A 20,050-nucleotide genomic window follows, 5' to 3' on the forward strand; every position below is an offset into this window, starting at 1 on the left:
AGCAGGGGCGGGGCGGACCCCGCGACGTGCGGTCCATCGGCCTGGCGTTGATCGATGGTAGGCAGTCCGCGTGGCCCGAGCCACTGATTCGGCCAACGATTCGCGGTCCGCCGGGATGCGCGAACGATCCCGGCGCGCGACGGCATCGTGACGCCCGCCGCCGAGGACGCATACTTCAAGACCAGCGGAGCGCACGGACCGCAAGAAACCCGGCTGAAGCCGGCCAAGGGGCCCGAAGGCCCCGTTGACGAGCAGGAAGAGAGAGGACCGCCCATGGACTCGGCCACCGCCGACGTGTCGGCAGCAGGCCACAGCCCGGCCGAGGCCGCACCAGCCGGCCGCCGCCCCCTGTCCGCCCGGCTGCGCGCACCGGGACTGGACCCCTACTGGCTGGGCGCCGTCCTGTTCGTCCTCTACACCATCCTGTCGGTCAGCCGTCATCTGCGGATGCTCACCATGTCCTGGGACCTGGGCATCTTCGAGCAGGCGATACGCGCCTACGCCCACTTCCGGGCGCCGATAGCCGACCTCAAGGGCCCCGGCACCAACATCCTCGGCGACCACTTCAGCCCCGTCACCGCGCTGATCGCCCCGCTCTACCGCGTCTTCCCCACGCCCATCACCCTGCTCGTGGTCCAGGCCGCGCTGTTCGCGCTGTCGGCCGTGCCCGTCACCCGGCTCGCCGCCCACCTCCTCGGCCGCGGCCGGGGCCTCGCCATCGGCATCGCCTACGGCCTGTCCTGGGGAGTCCAGCGCGCCGTCGACTTCGACTTCCACGAGATCGCCTTCGCCATGCCGCTGCTGGCCTTCTCCCTGGAGGCGCTGGTCCGCCGGCGGTGGACGGCCGCGGTGCTCTGGGCCGCGCCCCTGGTCCTGGTCAAGGAGGACCTCGGCGTCACGATCGCGACCATCGGCGCGGTGATCATCGTCCGGCTGCGCGGCACGGGCCGCGACCCCCGGGCCACGGCCCTGGCCACCGGACTGGTCACCTTCGGGCTCGCGGCCACCGCCCTCGCCCTCGGCGTGATCATCCCCGGCTTCAACAGCAGCGGTTCCTACGACTACTGGAACAAGCTCAGCGGCGACGCCGGGCCCGCCCCCACCATCCCCTTCGACACCGCCGTGCGCACCCTGGCGTGGACCCTGCTGCCCACCACCGGGCTGCTGGCCCTGCGCTCACCGGTGCTGCTCGTCGCCCTGCCCACCCTCGGCTGGCGGTTCGTCTCCCACGACGACCACTTCTGGGGCACCGACTGGCACTACAGCGCCGTCCTGATGCCCATCGTCTTCATCGCCCTCACCGACGCGCTCGCCAAGGCGCGCGCCACCGGCCGGCCGTGGCTGCGCCGCTACGCCCACCAGCTGCCCGCGGCCGTCCTCGCCGCCGCCCTCGCGCTCACCGCGTCCCTGCCGCTGTACTCCCTGACCATGCCGGACACCTACCGGATACCCGAGAGCGTCAAGGCCACGGAACGCCTCTTCGACCGGATCCCCGACAACGCCACCGTCGAGGCCGACATCACCCCCATAAGCCGGCTCGTCCACCGCTGCCGGGTCTTCTGGATAGGCGGCACCCAGGGCATCGTCCCCGACTACATCGCGCTGCGCGTCGGCGACGGCAGGACCGCGAACGACTTGGTCCAGGACGCGCGGACCCGGCATCCGGGGGCCGCGTTCGCCGTGCTCGGCACGGAGAGCGGCTTCGCCGTTCTGCGGCACGTCGGGTAGACCGGTACGTCACCTGCGGGTGCGTCGTGGCTGGGCGCGCAGTTCCCCGCGCCCCTTACGGGGCGCCCCCTTTGGGGCGCCCCTTTTGGGGCCTCAGCCCAGGATCGTCGTGAGGAACTCGCCCGTCCACGCGAGGAGCTCGCGGCCGACGAGCGGCTTGCCGCCGATGGGGCGGGTCGCCGGGCGCGGCACCAGGATCTGCTGGGTGGCCGGCTTCATCACCGTGCGCGGGTGGAGCCGCTTGAGCCTCAGCTCCTGCGACTCGCGCAGCTCCACCGGGCCGAAGCGCACGTTGGAGCCCTGGAGGGTGATGTCGGAGACCCCGCAGGCACGGGCGAGCATCCGCAGCCCGGCGACCAGCAGCAGGTTCTCCACGGGCTCCGGCAGCTTGCCGTAGCGGTCGGTGAGCTCCTCGCGGACCGCCTTGATGTCCTCCTCGGAGTTGGCCGAGGCGATGGCCCGGTACGCCTGGAGGCGCAGCCGCTCGCCCGGCGCGTAGTCGTGCGGGACGTGCGCGTCGACCGGCAGCTCGATCTTCACCTCGAGCGGCGCCTCCGCCTCCTCCCCGCCGCCCTCGACCGACGCCCGGTAGTCGGCCACGGCCTCGCCGACCATCCGGATGTACAGGTCGAAGCCGACGCCCGCGATGTGGCCGGACTGCTCGCCGCCCAGGAGATTGCCCGCGCCGCGGATCTCCAGGTCCTTCATGGCGACGTACATGCCCGCGCCCATCTCCGTGTGCTGGGCGATGGTGGCCAGCCGCTCGTGCGCCGTCTCGGTGAGCGGCTTCTCCGGCGGGTAGAGGAAGTAGGCGTAGCCGCGCTCGCGGCTGCGGCCCACCCGGCCGCGCAGCTGGTGCAGCTGCGACAGGCCGAAGTTGTCGCCGCGCTCGACGATGAGGGTGTTGGCGTTGGAGATGTCGATGCCCGACTCGACGATCGTCGTCGAGACCAGCACGTCGAACTTCTTCTCCCAGAAGTCGACGACGACCTGCTCCAGCTGGCTCTCGCCCATCTGGCCGTGCGCCGTGGCGATCCGCGCCTCCGGCACGATCTCGCGCAGCCGCGCGGCGGCCCGGTCGATGGACTCCACCCGGTTGTGGATGTAGAAGACCTGGCCCTCGCGGAGCAGCTCGCGCCGGATCGCGGCGCCGATCTGCTTCTGGTCGTACGGCCCCACGAACGTCAGCACCGGGTGGCGCTCCTCCGGCGGGGTGGTGATCGTGGACATCTCGCGGATGCCTGTGACCGCCATCTCCAGGGTGCGCGGGATGGGCGTGGCGGACATCGTCAGCACGTCGACGTTGGCGCGCAGCTTCTTCAGCTGCTCCTTGTGCTCGACGCCGAAGCGCTGCTCCTCGTCGACGATGACCAGGCCCAGGTCCTTGAACTTCGTCTCGGACGAGAACAGGCGGTGGGTGCCGATGACGACGTCGACCGAGCCCTCGCGCAGGCCCTCCAGCACGGCCTTGGCCTCGGTGTCCGTCTGGAAGCGGGACAGCGCCTTCACGGACACCGGGAACTGGGAGTAGCGCTCGGAGAACGTCCCGAAGTGCTGCTGGACGAGGAGGGTGGTGGGCACGAGCACGGCCACCTGTTTGCCGTCCTGCACGGCCTTGAAGGCCGCGCGGACCGCGATCTCGGTCTTGCCGTAGCCGACGTCGCCGCAGACCAGGCGGTCCATGGGGACGGACTTCTCCATGTCCTCCTTGACCTCGGCGATGGTGGTGAGCTGGTCGGGCGTCTCCGCGTAGGGGAAGGCGTCCTCCAGCTCGCGCTGCCAGGGGGTGTCCGGCGCGAAGGAGTGGCCGGGGGCGGCCATCCGGGCCGAGTAGAGCTTGATGAGGTCGGCGGCGATCTCCTTGACGGCCTTCTTGGCGCGCGCCTTGGTCTTCGTCCAGTCGGCGCCGCCCAGCCGGTGGAGGGTGGGGGCCTCGCCGCCCACGTACTTGGTGACCTGCTCCAGCTGGTCGGTGGGGATGTAGAGGCGGTCGCCGGGCTGGCCGCGCTTGGCGGGGGCGTACTCGACGAGCAGGTACTCGCGGGTGGCGCCCTGGACGGTGCGCTGGACCATCTCCAGGTAGCGGCCGACGCCGTGCTGCTCGTGGACGATGTAGTCGCCGGCCTGGAGGGTCAGCGGGTCGATGGTCTTGCGGCGGCGGACCGGCATCCGGCCCAGGTCCTTGCTGGCGGACTTCTGGCCGGTGAGGTCGGCCTCGGTGAGCACCGCGACCTTCAGGGCGGGGTCGACGAAGCCGCTGTCGAGGCTCGCGCAGGAGACGTGGACGACGGAGGGCGTCAGCTCCGGCAGGTCCGCGTCGAGGCGGGCGGGGATGCCCTCGCCCGCCAGCACCTCTGCGGTGCGGGAGGCGGGGCCGTGGCCCTCGGTGAGGAAGACCGTCCGCCAGCCGTCGGCGACCCAGCCCTTGGTGTCGGCCAGGGCGCGGGCGGTGTCGCCGCGGTAGGTCTCGGGGGCGTGCATGCCGAGCGTGAGGGTGTCGCCGTCCAGGTCCTCGCCGGCGGCGAAGGGGCTGACCGACCACCACATCATGCCGAGCTCCCGGGCCCGGTCGCGGACGTCGGCGATGCTCCACAGGGACGCGGCGTTCACGTCGATGGGGGCCTCGCCGCCGCCGGCGGTGGCGGCCCACGACGCCTGGAGGAACTCCTGGGAGGTGGCCACCAGGTCGGCGGCCCTGGTGCGGACCCGCTCGGGGTCGCAGACCACGGCCATCGCGCCGGCCGGCAGCACGTCCAGGAGGAGTTCCATGTCGTCGACGAGGACGGGCGCGAGGGACTCCATGCCCTCGACCGCGATCCCCTCGGCGATCTTCCCGAGGAGCTCGCCGAGCTCGGGGTGTTCCTCGGCGAGGGCGGCGGCCCGCTCGCGGACGTCGTCGGTCAGCAGCAGCTCACGGCAGGGCGGGGCCCACAGGCCGTGCTCGGAGACCTCCAGGGAGCGCTGGTCGGCCACCTTGAAGTAGCGGATCTCCTCGACGTCGTCGCCCCAGAACTCGACGCGCAGGGGGTGTTCCTCGGTCGGCGGGAACACGTCGAGGATGCCGCCGCGCACGGCGAACTCGCCGCGCTTCTCGACCAGTTCGACGCGGGCGTACGCGGCGGCGGCGAGGGCGTCCACGACCTCTTCGAGGTCGGCGCCCTGGCCGCTGCGCAGGCTGACGGGCTCCAGATCGCCCAGCCCCTTGACCTGCGGCTGCAGCACGGAGCGGATGGGCGCGACGACGACGCTGACGGGCCCGGCGGCCGGGTCGTCCCCGCTCGGGTGCGCGAGGCGGCGCAGCACGGCGAGGCGGCGGCCGACGGTGTCCGAGCGGGGGGACAGCCGCTCGTGCGGCAGCGTCTCCCACGCGGGGTACTCGACGACGGCGTCCGCCGGGAGGAGCGAGCGCAGCGCCGCCGCGAGGTCCTCGGCCTCCCGGCCGGTGGCGGTCACGGCGAGCACGGGTCGTCCCGCGTTCCGGGCGAGCGCGGCGATCGTGAAGGGACGCGCGGCGGGCGGGCCGACCAGGTCGACGTGCGGCCGGTTGCCGTCGCCCGCGGCCTTCACCGCCTCGGCGAGCGCCGGATCGTTGACGACGGCGTCGAGCAGACCGTGCAGGCTCATGAAGTGCATCCCGTCCCGGGGGTGGACAACGCGACTAGCCCGACGCGGGCTGTGCGGGCCTGTGCCGGGGGCTTCCAGCCTACGACGGGGCACCGACAGGCGCCGGGCGTCCCGGGCGGGGGCGGTTCCGGCACCGCCGGGCCCCCCGGCGGGGGCGGTTCCGGCACCGCCGGGCCCCCCGGCGGGGGGCTGCTCGCCGTCGCGGCGGGGGGATGCCCCGGTCCCGCCCTTTCACCGTTTCCGGGGGCTGCGCCCCCGACCCCAGGGAGGGTGGCGGGTTTCCGGGGGCGGGGTGCCCCCGAGCCCGCCCCGGTTCGGGGGGCTGGGGGCTGGGGGCTTGCCCCCAGGAAACGGGAAGGGGCGGGACCGGGGCACCCCACCCCGCCGCGACGGCGAACGGCGAACGGCCCGGACTCGCACCCCCGTGGCGCGTCCGGGCCGTCGTTCCCCTGCGGGTGGCAGCCTGGCTAATCCGTCGCGATCGCCCGCAGGACGTTCATCCGCCCCGCCCGGAACGCCGGGATGAGCGCGGAGAGCAGGCCCACGACCGCCGAGCCGAGGAAGACCGTGGTGATCGTCGGCCAGGGGATGTCCAGCACGCCCAGGCCCTGCGTGGCCAGGAGTCGCTGGGAGGTGGTGCCCCAGGCCATGCCCAGGCCCAGGCCGAGGAGGGCACCGAAGAGGGCGATGACCACCGACTCCAGGCGGATCATGCGGCGCAGCTGGCGGCGGGAGAAGCCGATGGCGCGCAGCAGGCCGATCTCGCGGGTGCGTTCGACGACCGACAGGGCGAGGGTGTTCACGACGCCCAGGACGGCGACGATGATCGCGAGGGCCAGCAGGCCGTAGATCATGTTGAGGAGCTGGCCGACCTGGTCCTGGATGAGCTTCTTGTAGTCGGCCTGGTCGCGGACCTTGATCTGCGGGTAGTCGGCGACGGCGGCCTTGAGGGAGGCGGCCGCGTCCTTCGCGTGGCCGTCGGTGGCCTTGGCGAGGATCAGCATGTCCAGCGGCATCCTGTCCGCCGGCAGGTACTGCCGGGCGGTGTCGAGGCCGATGAACATGCCGCCCTTGTTGATGCTGGTGTCGTCGGAGGTGATGGCCTTGACCTGGAGGCGGGCCTCGCGGGCGCCGGTCATGGTGACGGTCAGCCGGTCGCCGAGCTTGATCCCGTGGTCCTTGGCGAAGCCCTCGGGGACGGTCATGGCGTCCTTGCCCCAGGCGTCCGCGAAGGTGCCCTGGACGGTCTCCGTGCGGAGGTCGTCGCCGTAGGTGGGCTCGGAGGCGTTCAGACCTTCGGTGACGGACGTGCCGTCGGGGAGGGCGAGCTTGGCCTTGACCGTGGTGATGGTCGTGAAGTGGGCGATCCCGGAGGCCCGGCGGACGGCCTTGCTCTGGGCCGGGGTCAGCGGCCCGTTGTCGCTCTGGACGATGAAGTCCGCGCCGACGGACTTGTCGAGCTGGTCCGTGGCCGAGGCGACCATGGAGGAGCCGACCACCGACAGGGCGGCGACCAGCGCGAGCCCGATCATCAGGGCGGAGGCGGTGGCGCCGGTGCGGCGCGGGTTGCGCAGGGCGTTGCGTTCGGCGAGCCGGCCGACGGGCCCGAAGACCCGCAGGACGACGGCGCTCAGCACGCGGACCACGAAGCCGGCCAGCAGCGGCCCGACGACCACGAGGCCGACGAGGGTGAGGAGGACGCCCAGCCCCAGCAGGCCCGAGCCGGCCGAGGGGGTGTCCGCGTTCGCGGCGGCCAGCAGCGCGGCGCCGCCGGCGGCCGAGACGACGAGTCCCACGACGGCCCGGACCGTGCCGGCCTTGCCGTCGGCGGGGGTGCCCGCGTCGCGCAGGGCGGCGATCGGGGAGATCTTCCCGGCCCGCCGGGCGGGCAGGAACGCGGCCAGCACGGTGACGACGACGCCGAGGGCCAGGCCCACGACGGGCGTGGTGGCCTTGACGGTGAGTTCGGAGGTGTCGAGGTTCATGCCCGTGGAGCCCATGAGCTCCATCAGCCCCACGGCCAGGGCGATGCCGCCGCCGATGCCGAGGACCGAGCCGACGACGCCGAGGAGGACCGCTTCCACCAGCACGGACCGCAGGACCTGCGAGCGGCCGGCGCCGATGGCCCGCATCAGGCCGATCTCGCGGGTGCGCTGGGCGACGAGCATGGAGAAGGTGTTGACGATGAGGAAGACGCCCACGAGGACGGCGATGCCGGCGAAGCCCAGCAGCGCGTACTTCATGACGTCGAGGACGGAGCCGATGTCCTTCTTGTTCTCCGCCTTGCTCTCGGCGGCGGTCCGGATCGCGTAGCCCGCGGCGTCCTTGCCGAGGGCGGCGGTGACGTTCCGCTTGAGCTGCTCGTCGCTGACGCCGGGGGCGGCGGTCAGCCCGTAGCCGCTGAAGGCGCTGTCGCCGCCGAGCAGCCGGGCCTGGGCGGTGGGGGTGTCGAAGTAGAGGACGGCCGCGCCCGGGTTGGTCGTCTTGTACGTGGCGATGCCGACGATCGTCACGGAGAAGTCGCCCGGCGCCGCCATCACGCGGATCCTGTCGCCCGGCTTCAGGCCGTGCTTGGCGGCCGTGTCGGCGTCCAGGACGGTCTCGCCGGGGCCGTGCGGCTCGTGGCCGCTGGTGATGTCGACGGACTTCTTCTGGCTCTCGTCCCAGTTGGTGCCGACGGTGGGGGCGCCGGACTCGGGGCTGATGCTCTTGTTCTTCGCGTCGGCCGCGGTGATCTGCCGGCTGGTGGCCTGCGGCTCGACCTTGGCGACACCGGTCACCTCGGTGAGGCGGGACGCCAGGGACGCGGGGACGGTCTCCGGCCGGCCGGTCTCCTGCGCGTCGTCGTCCTTCTTGGGGGAGACGCTGACGTCGGAGGCGGTGGAGGCGAAGAGCTTGTCGAACGTGGCGTTCATGGTGTCGGTGAAGACGAGCGTGCCGCACACGAACGCCACCGACAGCAGGACGGCGACGGCGGAGAGCGCCATGCGTCCCTTGTGCGCGAGAACGTTGCGCAGGGAGGTCTTGAGGACGGTCACGACACCCGCCCACGGGCGTCGAAACGCTTCATGCGCTCGAAGACGGCTTCGGCGGTCGGGCTGTGCATCTCGTCGACGATGCGGCCGTCGGCCAAGTAGAGGACGCGGTCCGCGTAGGAGGCGGCGACGGCGTCGTGGGTCACCATGACGATGGTCTGCCCCAGTTCGTCCACCGAGCGGCGGAGGAAGCCGAGGACCTCGGCGCCGGAGCGGGAGTCGAGGTTGCCGGTGGGCTCGTCACCGAAGATGATCTCCGGCCGGGCGGCGAGGGCACGGGCCACGGCGACGCGCTGCTGCTGACCGCCGGAGAGCTGGTTCGGGCGGTGCTTGAGCCGCCCGGACAGACCGACGGTGTCGACGACCCTCTCCAGCCACTGCTGGTCGGGCTTGCGGCCGGCGATGTCCATGGGGAGCGTGATGTTCTCCAGGGCGTTGAGCGTCGGCAGGAGATTGAACGCCTGGAAGATGAAGCCGATCCGGTCCCGGCGCAGCCGCGTCAGGTGCTTGTCCTTGAGCCCCGTGATCTCGGAGTCGTCGATGAATATCTGTCCCGACGTCACCGTGTCGAGGCCGGCCAGGCAGTGCATCAGCGTGGACTTGCCGGAGCCCGACGGGCCCATGATGGCCGTGAACCGGCCACGGTCGATGTCCACGTCCACGTGGTCGAGGGCGACGACCCGGGTCTCCCCGGACCCGTACGCCTTGACGACCTGCCGGGCCCTCGCCGCGACGGCCGCTCGACCTCCGGTGCCCCCGGCCTTGGGAATGGATACAGCGGTTGTCACGGTGCGGTTCTCCTATGAGCTCATGCGGGGGCCCCGGCGCGGGGCGTTGTAACGGGTTCAAGGGTGCTGGCCGACGCGGGCCGCGGCGATGGTGCCAATCCGTCTCTCGGTGGTGGGGACAACCCCACCCCGGCACTGTGGCCGCCCCTAGAAATCTAGGCACTGGCCGGGCCCCGCTCCTCCTCCTGCGGTACGAACCGGAGGGAGGAGAACGTACGGCGGACCCCCTAGGGGTTGGCGGGGCCGACCCTGACGGAAGCCGGAGATCCGCTACGTTCCGAGGCGGAACTGTCCACTCCGGAAGGTCACTTGCGGAGGAAGGGCGGGCGAAGAATCTGTGAAGCCAGTCCCCGGACAAGACAACTGCGGCCACTGGGAATTAGTGTTCGGGTCTATGGCCGAGGGGGGAGACGGGCGACCCCCTTCACACGGCCGCCGGTCTCCCGAGGAAGCAGCCTCCGTGAAGATACTTCGTACCCGCGCTGCGAGCGTCTCCCGCCAGGGACTGTGCACTGCTCTGCTCGTCGCCAGCCTCACGACCGCCGCGGTGGGCGCCAGCCCCGCCAGCGGCGCGTTCGGCGGCGACCCGTCCCCCGGGCCCGACAATCCGCAGCGGAAGCCGCACGGCGTCCCCAACCTCACCCTCCCCGACCTCGTCCCGCGCCCCGGCGCCTCCGGCAAGCCCGGCTCCCCCGCCGGCCGCGGCGACACCCCCGACGGCAGCACGGGCATCCCCGTGACCGCCCTCGCCGCCTACAAGAACGCCGAGAAGCTCGCCGCCGAGCGCTACCCGAGCTGCCACATCCCCTGGCAGCTCGTCGCCGGCATCGGAAAGGTGGAGTCCGAGCACGCCGCCACCTACGGGCTGCGCTCGGACGGCACGACGGACAACCAGATCCTGGGGCCCCGGCTGATGGGCGGCCAGTTCGCGGAGATCAAGGACACCGACGGCGGCCGCTGGGACGGCGACGCCCAGTACGACCGCGCCGTGGGGCCGACCCAGTTCATCCCCTCCACCTGGGAGAGCTACGGCGTCGACGGCAACGGCGACGGCAAGGCCGACCCCAACAACATCTTCGACGCGGCCGCGGGCACCGCCCGCTACCTCTGCGCCGGGAACAAGGACCTGCGCGACCCCGCCGACCTCGACCGGGCCATCCTCAGCTACAACAACTCCCGCGAGTACGTGAACGCCGTGCTCGCCTGGATGCGGACGTACCAGAGCGGCCAGGTCGGCACCACGCCCGACACCGGCACCGGCACCGGGACGTCCCCCAGGCCGACCCCGCCGTGGAGCGGCCCGAAGCCCACACCGCTGCCCTCGACCGGCAACAACGGCGGCAGTGGCGGCAACGGCGGCACGAACGGCACCAAGCCCAGCCGGCCCGGCACGCCGTCGACGCCCTCGACCCCGGACAAGCCCAAGCCCAAGCCCGACACCCCGAGCAAGCCCGACAACCCGGACAAGCCCAATGGCGGCGGCGACAAGCCCACCCCGCCCAAGCCGCCCGCCGTCTCCCGCCTCGACCGCGTCGGCGACGAGCAGCTGACCGCCACCGCGGGCGAGACCTTCACCGACCAGCCCACCGTCCGCGCCCTGACCGCCGACGGAAAGGCCGCCCCGGCGGGCACCCGCGTCACGTTCGAGATCGTCGGACTGAGGACCGAAGCCCGCTTCGAGGACAAGAGCCGCACCGCCACCGTCACCGTCGACAAGGACGGCAAGGCCATCGCCCCGAAGCTCACCGCGGGCAGGATCGCCGGCGACTTCACCGTGCGCGCCACCGTCGACGGCAAGGGCGGCGCGAAGATCACCACCGACTTCGCCGGCACCGTCAAGGCCGCACCCGCCCCGCGCGCCACCTCCCTGGAGCGCGACGGCAAGGACGACCTGACGGCCGCTCCGAAGAGCTCCTTCAAGGAGCAGGTGACGCTCAAGGCCGTCGACAAGGACAAGGGCAAGGCCGCCGCCGGCGCGATGGTCACCGCCACCATCCTGCAGAGCGACAAGAAGACCCCCGCCACCACCGGCCCGTACTTCCTGGACGGCGGCGACACACCGCAGCGCCGGGTCACCCTCGTCAAGACGGACGAGAACGGCTACGTCACCCTGCCGAAGCTGTTCACGGACGAACACGCCGGAACGTACGTCCTGCACCTGACCACGACCGACGGCGCCATCCTCGACCTGGAACTGACCGTCACGGCCCCCGCGACCGCGACACAGACGCCGGCCCCGGCCACGCCCTCGGCGACCCCCGCCAAGAAGCCGTAGCGCGAACACACACGACGGCCCCGCCCCCCGGTCAACGGGAGGCGGGGCCGTTCGCCGTTCGCTACTCGTTCGCCCCCACGTCCTCGGCCACCGGCTTGCCCGTCAGGGCCGCCAGACTGTGCCGGACGTGCGCCATGTGCGACTTGAGCTCCTCACGCCGCTCCTCGTGCTCCCGCAGCACCCGCTCGGTGTCCCGCGCGATGCGCTCCTCACGCACCCGCGCCTGCGCGATCACCGCCGCCGCCTGCGCCTCCGCGTCCTCCTGGCCGTGCCGCGCGGCCTCCTCCGTGTCCGCGTACCGGCGCCGCGCGTCACCCAGCGCCGTCCGCGCGTACTCCTCCAGCGCCGCCACCCGGGCGTCCATCGCCGCCTCCCGCTCGGCGATCTCCCGCCCCGCCGCGTCCCACCGCTCGGCGTGCTCCTTCTCCTGCTCCGCCAGGATGTGAGCGCAGCGCTGCCGCATCTCCTTCAGCGCCGCCAGCGACTCCTCACGCCGCTGCGTCGTCTCCTGACGCACCGTGGACCGCAGATCGTCCGCCACCGTCTGCGCGGCGAGCTGCGCCTGCCGCGCCCACTCCTCCGCCTCCGCGCGCACCGCCACCGCGTACTCGTGCGCCGAATCCCGCACCGAACGCGCGTGGGACTCCGCCGCCTCCTGCAGACCCAGCGCCTCCGCCTCGGAACGCTCCCGCAGCCCCGCCGCCTCCAGCTCGGCCGTCGTCACCAGACCCTGCGCACGCGGACCGAGCGTCTCGTACGTCTGCGGCGGAAGCTTCGCGACGACCTGGGCGAGGCGCCGCACCTCGTCCTCCATCTCCCGCGCCAGGACCGTCAGCCGAGCCGCCCGCTCCCAGGCGGAATCCCGCTGGCGAGCGCACTCCGCCACCGCGCGGTCGACCTGCTCGGGCCGGTAACCACGGCCTCGTACGACAGCGAAACCGTCAGGAGACACCGGTGAACTCATCCTTGTAGCCCCTTATATCCGGAAATCCGGTATGCGACAGGTCGGCGTCCATCATTCCCGGACAACCGGAGCGCCCATCACGCGACACTCCGCGACGCCCGGCGCCCGGCCCCGAACCGGGCCGGGCGCACCACGCCGTCCGGGCACGCCTCACCGACCGCTGGACCGGCCGCTAGAAGAGACCGTCCCACATCTGCTCCAGCAGCACGGCCCACCAGTTCTCCGGCGTGGCAAGAGCGGCCGGGTCCAACACGGCCAGCTGCTCCTGAAAGTCCACGGTCCAGCGCCCGGCCTGCTCCGGCGTCAACCCGTAACGCCACCGCCACATCTTCCCGAGCAGCGCCAAAGAGCGAACGAACTGGGGAAGGCTCGTGTTGACGAACTGCGGCAGTGCGGGCTGCCCGTCCGGCCCCGCCTCAAGGGGCACCGCCACGATGTGCGCCGTACCGTACTGCACACACAGCTGACGGCCGTAGTCCCCGCCCATCACCAGGTACGAACCCGCGTCCGCCGCCGCCCGCACCCCGCGCTCGGCGGCGAGCTCCGCCAGCGTCGGCACGGGCCGGCCCGGCTGCGCCTGCGCCCAGAAGAACGGCCCGAAGTCCACCGGCAGCCCCGCCCAGACCAGCGTCTGCGCCACGACCTCCGGCACGCCCTGCCGCGACACGGCCCGCTGGTCGAACCGGAACACACCCTGCGGACCGAACGCCTCCGCCAGCTCCCGCCCGATCACGTCCGGCCCCACCGGCGGCGCCGGCTGGACCCGGCCCGGATGCGGCGCCGGCACCGGATTCGGCGCGGGCCGCGCCGGACCGTCCGCCACCTGGTGCAGCTCACCCTGGTGCGCCACCAGATGACGCATGCCCTGCTGACGAGTGGCGTGGTCACGCCCGTACGGCGCGGTGTGACTGATCCGCACCTGCGGCCACGTCTCCCGGACCATCCGCGCGCAGTACCCGCCCGGCAGATCACAGGACTCCAGCTCCGTGTGCAGCTCCAGCACCTGCTGCGGGGGCACGTTCATCGCCCGCAGCTCGTGCAGGATCTGCCACTCCGGGTGCGGCGTGCCCGGCGCGCTGCGCCGGATGATCTGCTGCTCGGACCCGTCCTGCGCACGGTAGCGGAGCACGGCCATGTAGCCGGGCCCGACCGTGGGCAGCCCGGTGGGGGCGGCGGCCTGCGGGTAGCCGTAGGCGGGGGCGGGCGCCTGGGGCGCGCCGGGCGCCTGGGGCGGCGTGCCGGGGAGGCCGGGGGTGCCGGGGCCGGCGAGCATCGTCGCCGCCGCGTGCACACCGCCACCGGGCGGCTGCGGCGGCGCGACAGGGGCGCCGAGGGCACCCGGCATCCCGGGCGTGCCCGGGCTCGCCAGCATCGTCGCCGCGTGGGCGACCCCACCGGGACCCTGCGGGGCCCCGGGCGGCGCGGGAGCGCCGGGCGGCGCGGGGGGCACGGGCCCGCCGGGGCTCGCCAGCATCGTGGCGGCGGCGTGGGCGTCCCGGCCGGGGGCCGGGGGCGCGCCAGGCGCGCCGGGGCCCTGCGGGGCACCGGCGGGACCGGAGGCGGGGGCGGCAGGGGCCGGCGTGCCGGGGGCCTGGGGAGCAGCGGCGGGAGCAGCCGCCGGAGCGCCAGGGACCGGCGGCACACCGGGCTGCCCCGGGACGCCCGGAACCGGCGCACCCGGGGCACCCGGCGCGGGGACGGGCGGGACACCCTGCTGGCCAGGCTGGCCCGGAAGACCCGGGGCCTGCGGGGCACCGGACTGACCGGCAGCGGAAGCCAACGGCATCCCCGGCTGAGCCGGGGCACCCGGAACCGGCGGCACGGCAGGCTGACCGGGCATGCCCGGAACCGGCGGCACGCCGGGCTGACCGGGGGCGCCGGACGCCTGCGCGCCCGGGGCCTGACCCGGCGCACCCGGCGCCGGGACGGGCGGGACACCCGGCACGGCGGGCGCACCCGGAACACCAGGTGCCTGCGCGCCCGGAACCGGCGGCACGCCGGGCTGACCCGGCGCACCCGGCGCGTCCAGGCCGTCGATCGCCGGGGCGATCGCCGTGCGCGGCAGGGCGCTGCCCTGCGGCAGGAGCTCGGTCTTGGCCTCCGGGCGCGTGCTCGGCGGCGGGGCGTCGTCGAGGTCCGAGCCCGAGAGGGCCGGAGCCAGCACCGTCGCGGGCAGGCCGACGGACAGGTCGTCGTCATCGTCGTCCGGACGGACGTCCGCCCCCGCCCACGGCTCGGCCTCCGCCGAAGCCGGCGCCTTGACCAGCCCGGCCCCGGGCGCGGGCGCAGGCGCGGACACAGGTTCAGGCGCGGGCTCAGGCTCAGGCACAGACTCCGGCTCCGGCTCGCGCTCCGGCTCGGCCTCCGCCCGCGAAGGCGCCGGCACCGGCACCGGCGCCGACACCTGCGACGACGATCCCGACTCCGACCCTGACCCCGACCCCGACCTCCGGTCCGGAATCCCCATCGCGTCCGCCGCGTCCTGAAGCCACTGCGGCGGACTCAGCAGGAACGACGTCGCCTCCAGGTCGAGCCGCCGCGGCGCGGCGTCACCCGGCCCCGCCGCGGGCGGCTCCTCCACCGTCCCGTACTCCTCCTCGTACCGCCGGATCACCTCGCCCACCGGCAGCGCGGGCCACAACGTCGTCTCACCGCTGTCCCGCGCGATGACCAGCCGCACCCGGCCGCCGTCGCCCCGAGGACCGTCCTCACGGTCCTCGGCCCAGCAGACGAAGCCCAGATCGAACTCCCGGACCTGCACCTCCCGCTGGAGATAAGCCGGCACATCACCGTTGACCCAGCGCTCCGCGCGCTCCTGCGCCTGCGCGAACGTCACCATTGCGCCGATCGTCCCTCCACCGGGACGGCGTGCGCGAAGCCACCGTCCACCATCAGGTTCGCCACCGTCTCCAGCTCCGGCGGACCACCCGCCAGCCGCGACAGGAACACGTCGAAGTCCTCACCACAGGGCAGCAGCAACCGCTCCACCCTGTCCCGCACCGTCCAGCCGTCACGGTCGCGCGCGTCGTCGTACGGGCAGAACCACACCGAACCGGTCGCCTCGCCCCGGACCTTCACCGCCAGCACACCGCCCTGCACGAAGGCGACGCCCAGATAGTCCTTGGTGAAGTGGTCGCGCAGACACTTGTTGACGTACACGAGGTCGTTGACCGCCGCCTCGTCACGAACCGTGAAGAACGGCTGGTCCAGCAACAGCCCCAGCTCCGCGTCGAGCGCCGCGCCCACCGGCGCGCAGCCACCCGCCGCCTTCAGGAACGCACGGTACGCACCGGGCAGCCGGTAGCCGAGATCCTCCTCGACACCCTGGACCTGCTCCTCCGTCACCGCCAGATCCCGCTGCGGCAGCGCGAAATGCACCGGACGCGTCTCCTGCAGCGGACGCGTCCCCCGCTTCTCCTGGTCGACGGCGGCCGTCGCCAGCCCACCGTGGTGCCGCAGCAACGCCTTGACCTCCACGGGAACCAGCTCCAGCCGGCGCGTCCCCGCGACGTGGTGCCACGTCCAGCCGTGCGGCGTCACCACCGGCGACAGACTCGCCCACAGCTCATGGCCCTCGGCGTGCTGCGCGGCGTTGGCCGACACATAGTCGGTCAGCCGCAGCTCGTCGACGCCGAAACCCTCCGGCGGCTCGGCGATCTCCGCGGCCGCCCGCGCGTACGGCGAGAAGTCCGGGAAACCGTCGTCGTCGACGCGCACCCCCTTGGGGTGACGGCTGCGACGCACCGGATCCGGGAAGTGCACGACCTGCCCGGCATAGGCCGCGTTCGGTGGCGCGGCCTGCTGCCCGAGCCGACCTGTCGTCATGGCGGAAGCCCCCTGCTGAACTGTCTCCCCCACCGGACCCCGAAGAGCCCCGCGGGACTGCTGAACACCCCGGCCATGCGGCGAACGCCGGGAACACTCGTGCCCGACAGCCTATGCGCTGCCGCAAGAACCACCCCGCCCGCCGATCCGCACCCGTATGCGAATGCGTACGAACCCCGCGCACCGACGACCGGGACGCGACGACTCGTGACCTCACGGTGACCATTCGACACACCAGACCCGTACAACCCCGACCTGCCTTCCACACCCGCCGCCCCGTTTGGCAGGCTGATCCCCGCAACAGGGGGATTGCACGGGAGGGAAGAACCGCCATGCACACGACTCAGGAACGGCACACCGACGCGAGCGCCCCGGGCGACCCCCGGCTCACCTGGAGCTCCACCGAGGACGCAGAGCGCCCGCCCGCCCTGCTCCACCGCCGCGACGGCTTCCTGCCCGCCGTGGCCGCCGCCCTGTCCGTCCGCGGCGAAACACTCACCTGCACCGCGGCCAAATCCGACCAACCGCCCAGACTCCACCCCCTCGTCCAGGACTTCCTCGACACCCTCACCCACGAACGCCGCGAACGCTTCACCGGCCGCTGCCCCGAAGCCGTCCTCCTCACCCGCTACCTCACCGCCCACGAAGCCGGCCGCAGCAAACGCGCCGCCCGCAAACCCCTCACCCACGGCGAAGCACGCCGCGCCCTCAAACAGGCCAAGGTGACCGCCCGCCACATCCGCGAGGACGGCGACCCCCGCCACGGCTGCTACGCCCCGCCCTGCCGCTCCTGCACCGAACTCCTGGCCCACTTCGGCGTACGGGCCGTCGACCCCGCCGCCCCCACCAACGGCAGGAGCTGACCCCCCGCCATGCGCGCATTCGACCGCACCGCCACCGACCGCTTCCCCGTCGCCGTCGACGCCGCCCTCCGCGAATCGGGCTGGCAACCGGGCCGCTGGGACATCAAGGCCGCCGAGAACTGGGCCGACGCACTGCGCGCCCACGTCTCCCCCGCCGGACACCGGCACACCGTCTTCCCCGCCGCCGTCGAGGCCTGGGCGGAATTCGGCGGACTGCACATCACCGGCTCCGGACCGGGCCGCCACATCGCCCCCACCCCCTTCCACATCGACCCCCTCCACGGCCTCCACCTCGCCCGCACCGTCGCCGACCTCGGCCGCGCACTCGGCACCGAGGTCTGCCCCCTCGGCCAGGAACTCGACGGCCAGGCCCTCCTCGCCATCGACGCCCACGGCCGCGTCTACAGCCTCGACCACACCGGGGACTGGTACCTCGGTTCCGACATCGACCACGCGATCGGAACACTCGTGACGGGCGTCAGACCCTCACGACTGTCGGCGGCCGGACCGCTGTAACCGCTGTAACGGGACCCACCGGCCCGGGCGGGGCAAGCCCCCGCCCCCCCGGAACCCCCTACGCCGCCGCCGTGTCCGGAATGACCGCCGACACCCGGAATCCCCCCGCGTCCGTCGGCCCCGACACGAACACCCCGCCCAGCGCCGTCACCCGCTCCCGCATGCCCACCAGGCCATTGCCACCACTCGGCAGCCCCGCGTCCGTACCCGCACCGTCCGACGGCCCGTTCTCCACCTGCAGCGCCACCTCCGCGTCCCGGTGCGCCAGCCGCACGACCGCCTTCGCACCCGGAGCGTGCTTGTGGACGTTCGTCAGCGCCTCCTGCACCACCCGGTAAGCGGTCCGCTCCACACCGGGCGCGTACGAACGCTCCGCGCCCACCACCGACAGCTCCACGGCCATCCCCGCCTCCCGGGACTGACCCACCAGGTCCTCCAGCCCCTCCAGCGTCGGCCCACCGTCCACCACGGCCACTGCGGGGGCGCCCGGGCCACCCGGGCCGCCCGACGACGCCGCCGCACCCGACGCCGCCCGCACCCGCGCCGACGCGGCCACCGCCACCTCCGCCAGCCGCTGCGACTCCGCCGCCCCCGGCCGCTCGGCAGCCGGCGCACCGTCCTGCGACGTCCGCAGCACGCCCAGCATCTCCCGCAGCTCCGTCAGCGCCTGCCGCCCCATGTCACCCACCAGCCCCGCGTTCCGCGAGGCCTTCTCCGGATCCTTCAGGGCCACGGCCTGCAACGCGGCAGCGTGCACCACCATCAACGAGACCCGGTGCGCCACCACGTCGTGCATCTCCCGGGCGATCCGCGTCCGCTCCTCGTTACGGGCCCACACGGCCCGCTCCTCCGCCCGCTCGGCCAGCAGCGACAGCTCCCGCTCCAGACCGTCCGCCCGCTCCCGCAGACTCTCCACCAGCCGGCGTCTCGCCCCCACGTACAACCCCAGCAGCACCGGAGGCGCGGTCAGCCCCAGCGCCAGCAGCACGGAGATCGCGAGCATCGACCACCAGCCGGGGTGGTAACCGTCCTGAGCCATGTCCTGATGGAACCGGGCCACCGCCACGACCAGCGTCCCCAGCAACGACGCCGCCGACAGCACCACGATGATCCGCCGCGGCACCTCGGAGGCCGCCAGCGAGTACAGACCGACGATGCCGAGCAGGAAACCCAGCTCCGCCGGAGTCGTCGCTATGGAGAGCAGCACCACGGCGACCGGCCAGCGCCGCCGCACCACCAGAGCGGCCCCCACGGGCACGCCTATGAGCCCCCCGAGCACGGCGGGCATCCCCACCTCGTGCGCGAAGGAGACGCCCTCCAGCAGACACTCCAGAGCCGACACCAGAGCCAGCGCCACATCGAGCACCATGCTCCGCCGCCGAGCCCACCACCACGGCCCGGAGGGCGCGCCCCGCGCGCCCTCTTCCACGATTGCCCCCGTTGCGGTCATACCACCCAGACTACGGGCGGGCGCCATCGGTTTTCCCGTGCGTGCGGGAGCGACGTGGGTGCACGGAGCGGATCCGAACGGGGGCGAAAGCTGCACGTTTCGCCCGAACTGTTGAATCGATCGCGGATTCGATGCTTCCGGTGGGGCCGGGCGCGGAGGCTGGCGTCATGGTTCCACCGAAGACGGACATGCAGGCCCGCGCCCGCGAGCTACGGCTGGCCGGGAAGACGTACGACGAGATCGTCGCCGAGCTGGGTGTGGCTAAGAGCTCGGTGTCGCTGTGGGTGCGGGATCTTCCCAAGCCGCAGAAGACGGCGAAGCAGATGCACGAGATGCAGGAGGCCCGCTGGGCCCCGCACAGACGAGCTCAGGCGATCAAGCGGATCGAGACGAAGCTGGAGGCTGCGCACGAGATCGGCCGGATGACGGACCGCGAGCTCTTCCTGGTCGGAGTCGGGCTCTACTGGTCCGAGGGCGCCAAGAGCAAGCCCCATCGACTGAGTGAACGCGTCGCATTCATCAACAGCGACCCAGAGATGATCAGGCTCTACCTGGCATGGCTACGGCTACTGGGAGTCGAACAGGACCGACTGCGGTTCCACGTGATGATCCACGAATCCGCTGACGTCACAGGGGCGGAAGCGTTCTGGGAAGACGTCGTGGGTATCGGCGTCGGAATCTTCGGCAAAACGACGCTGAAGAAGCACAACCCGAAAACCATCCGCAAGAACGTCGGCGAGGGCTACCGGGGCTGCCTGGTCGTCCGCGTGACCGGAAGTGCCGACTTGTACCGTCGCATCGAAGGCTGGTGGTACGGCATAGTGTTCTCTGCGCACGCGGCCGATCAAGTGAATCGGACATAACGCGCGAACCATCCCGGGTCGTCTAAAGGCAGGACAAACGGTTTTGGTCCGTTGAATGAGGGTTCGATTCCTTCCCCGGGAGCCCTAAGTTCGGGTCCTGACCTCCCAGGTCAGGACCC

12 protein-coding genes and 1 tRNA gene are annotated in these 20,050 nt (G+C 72.8%); 6 read left to right on the top strand and 7 right to left on the bottom strand.

Features of this window, described 5'->3' with window-relative positions; all coding sequences use genetic code 11:
- The first annotated feature begins 273 nt into the window (after window positions 1-273).
- Window positions 274-1,728 (top strand): DUF2079 domain-containing protein, encoded by a 1,455-nt coding sequence (locus IE096_RS22135; protein WP_189454426.1) that lies wholly within the window; start codon window positions 274-276, stop codon window positions 1,726-1,728.
- A 93-nt stretch (window positions 1,729-1,821) separates the two neighbouring features.
- Here the strand turns inward: IE096_RS22135 and mfd are convergent, their stop codons facing one another.
- The 3 genes from mfd to IE096_RS22150 form a co-directional block, all read right to left on the bottom strand.
- A complete protein-coding gene (gene mfd / locus IE096_RS22140) occupies window positions 1,822-5,352 on the bottom strand; it encodes a transcription-repair coupling factor (protein WP_189454428.1) in 3,531 nt (1,176 codons plus the stop codon).
- Between the two features lie 467 nt (window positions 5,353-5,819).
- Window positions 5,820-8,390, bottom strand: a complete 2,571-nt coding sequence (locus IE096_RS22145) for an ABC transporter permease (protein ID WP_189454430.1) — start codon at window positions 8,388-8,390, stop codon at window positions 5,820-5,822.
- Window positions 8,387-9,175 carry an ABC transporter ATP-binding protein gene (locus IE096_RS22150; RefSeq protein ID WP_189454432.1) on the bottom strand — a complete coding sequence of 263 codons (789 nt, stop codon included), beginning with the start codon at window positions 9,173-9,175 and terminating at the stop codon, window positions 8,387-8,389. Before IE096_RS22150 ends, IE096_RS22145 begins: the two co-directional genes overlap by 4 nt.
- Window positions 9,176-9,635: 460 nt before the next feature.
- Here IE096_RS22150 and IE096_RS22155 point away from each other — a divergent pair, with 460 nt between their 5' ends.
- Window positions 9,636-11,450: a lytic transglycosylase domain-containing protein gene (locus IE096_RS22155; RefSeq protein WP_229820504.1), complete on the top strand. Its 1,815-nt coding sequence runs from the start codon at window positions 9,636-9,638 to the stop codon at window positions 11,448-11,450.
- 61 nt (window positions 11,451-11,511) lie between these two features.
- Here the strand turns inward: IE096_RS22155 and IE096_RS22160 are convergent, their stop codons facing one another.
- From IE096_RS22160 to IE096_RS22170, 3 genes are all read right to left on the bottom strand, one after another.
- The gene (locus tag IE096_RS22160; protein WP_308430371.1) at window positions 11,512-12,402 is read right to left on the bottom strand and encodes a coiled-coil domain-containing protein; all 891 of its coding nucleotides are present in this window, start codon (window positions 12,400-12,402) and stop codon (window positions 11,512-11,514) included.
- Window positions 12,403-12,586: 184 nt separating this feature from the next.
- Entirely contained in the window at window positions 12,587-15,253 is a 2,667-nt protein-coding gene (locus IE096_RS22165) for an SUKH-4 family immunity protein (protein WP_189454436.1), read from the bottom strand.
- Entirely contained in the window at window positions 15,247-16,239 is a 993-nt protein-coding gene (locus IE096_RS22170; RefSeq protein WP_189454437.1) for an SMI1/KNR4 family protein, read from the bottom strand. Before IE096_RS22170 ends, IE096_RS22165 begins: the two co-directional genes overlap by 7 nt.
- A gap of 332 nt (window positions 16,240-16,571) precedes the next feature.
- Here IE096_RS22170 and IE096_RS22175 point away from each other — a divergent pair, with 332 nt between their 5' ends.
- A complete protein-coding gene (locus IE096_RS22175; protein WP_189454440.1) occupies window positions 16,572-17,102 on the top strand; it encodes a YwqJ-related putative deaminase in 531 nt (176 codons plus the stop codon).
- A gap of 9 nt (window positions 17,103-17,111) precedes the next feature.
- Window positions 17,112-17,618 (top strand): SUKH-3 domain-containing protein, encoded by a 507-nt coding sequence (locus tag IE096_RS22180; RefSeq protein ID WP_189454443.1) that lies wholly within the window; start codon window positions 17,112-17,114, stop codon window positions 17,616-17,618.
- Window positions 17,619-17,676: 58 nt separating this feature from the next.
- Here IE096_RS22180 and IE096_RS22185 read toward each other — a convergent pair whose 3' ends face one another.
- Window positions 17,677-19,068 carry a sensor histidine kinase gene (locus IE096_RS22185; RefSeq protein ID WP_189454445.1) on the bottom strand — a complete coding sequence of 464 codons (1,392 nt, stop codon included), beginning with the start codon at window positions 19,066-19,068 and terminating at the stop codon, window positions 17,677-17,679.
- Window positions 19,069-19,235: 167 nt separating this feature from the next.
- Between IE096_RS22185 and IE096_RS22190 the strand changes: the two genes are divergently transcribed.
- Together IE096_RS22190 and IE096_RS22195 are read left to right on the top strand one after the other, a co-directional pair.
- On the top strand, window positions 19,236-19,931 hold the full coding sequence (locus IE096_RS22190; RefSeq protein WP_189454447.1) for a hypothetical protein: 696 nt from the start codon (window positions 19,236-19,238) through the stop codon (window positions 19,929-19,931).
- A gap of 11 nt (window positions 19,932-19,942) precedes the next feature.
- Window positions 19,943-20,013: transfer RNA gene (locus IE096_RS22195), tRNA-Gln, on the top strand.
- Window positions 20,014-20,050 lie beyond the last annotated feature (37 nt).

The organism is Streptomyces abikoensis, assembly GCF_014648775.1.
GTDB lineage: Bacteria > Actinomycetota > Actinomycetes > Streptomycetales > Streptomycetaceae > Streptomyces > Streptomyces abikoensis.

What these genes read in the sequence shown, in the direction of transcription:
- IE096_RS22165 (WP_189454436.1), bottom strand. Translation starts at nt 15,253, where the DNA reads ATGGTGACGTTCGCGCAGGCGCAGGAGCGCGCGGAGCGCTGGGTCAAC.
- IE096_RS22190 (WP_189454447.1), top strand. Translation starts at nt 19,236, where the DNA reads ATGGTTCCACCGAAGACGGACATGCAGGCCCGCGCCCGCGAGCTACGG.
- mfd (WP_189454428.1), bottom strand. Translation starts at nt 5,352, where the DNA reads ATGAGCCTGCACGGTCTGCTCGACGCCGTCGTCAACGATCCGGCGCTC.
- IE096_RS22175 (WP_189454440.1), top strand. Translation starts at nt 16,572, where the DNA reads ATGCACACGACTCAGGAACGGCACACCGACGCGAGCGCCCCGGGCGAC.
- IE096_RS22170 (WP_189454437.1), bottom strand. Translation starts at nt 16,239, where the DNA reads ATGACGACAGGTCGGCTCGGGCAGCAGGCCGCGCCACCGAACGCGGCC.
- IE096_RS22185 (WP_189454445.1), bottom strand. Translation starts at nt 19,068, where the DNA reads ATGACCGCAACGGGGGCAATCGTGGAAGAGGGCGCGCGGGGCGCGCCC.
- IE096_RS22180 (WP_189454443.1), top strand. Translation starts at nt 17,112, where the DNA reads ATGCGCGCATTCGACCGCACCGCCACCGACCGCTTCCCCGTCGCCGTC.
- IE096_RS22135 (WP_189454426.1), top strand. Translation starts at nt 274, where the DNA reads ATGGACTCGGCCACCGCCGACGTGTCGGCAGCAGGCCACAGCCCGGCC.